Source organism: Pseudomonas koreensis (genome assembly GCF_036668835.1).
Lineage (GTDB): Bacteria > Pseudomonadota > Gammaproteobacteria > Pseudomonadales > Pseudomonadaceae > Aquipseudomonas > Aquipseudomonas koreensis_I.
The window spans coordinates 1-442 of the sequence record NZ_JAZEVW010000036.1; the positions used below are offsets into that span (position 1 = coordinate 1).

Below are 442 nucleotides of genomic sequence, written 5' to 3' on the forward strand. Positions count from 1 at the left end.
GTCGCGGTGCCAGTGGTCTGGCCCACGCCGATGGTGATGGTTTGACCGTTGGCCAAAGTTACCACTACTGGAGAACCGGTTACTGGCGCACCGACAGTTGCGGTGTAAACGACGTTGCCGCCCTCGGTTGTCGACTCGGTCGCGGTCAGTTTCACCGTGGTCGTATCGATGGTGTCGGTCACGCTGGTCACTGCCGGAGTCGTACTCGGCACCAGGTTTTCGAAATTGCCACCGGTAGCGTTGGTGATCGTCGCCTGCACGGAACCGGCGTCTTTGTAGACATCGTCAGACGGTGCGGCAACGGTTGCGGTACCGGTGGTTTCGCCAGCCTTGATGGTGATCACGGCACCGTTCGACAAGGTCACGGTCACTGGCGAACCGGCAGCGTTGCTCAGTGTTGCGGTGTAAACAATCGAACCACCTTCAGCCACGGAGCCCGTCG

1 protein-coding gene is annotated in these 442 nt (G+C 60.4%); it reads right to left on the bottom strand.

Features of this window, described 5'->3' with window-relative positions; translation table 11 throughout:
• Positions 1-442: immunoglobulin-like domain-containing protein (locus tag V6F91_RS27190; RefSeq protein ID WP_332769933.1), on the bottom strand; the 442-nt coding region annotated here is incomplete at both ends.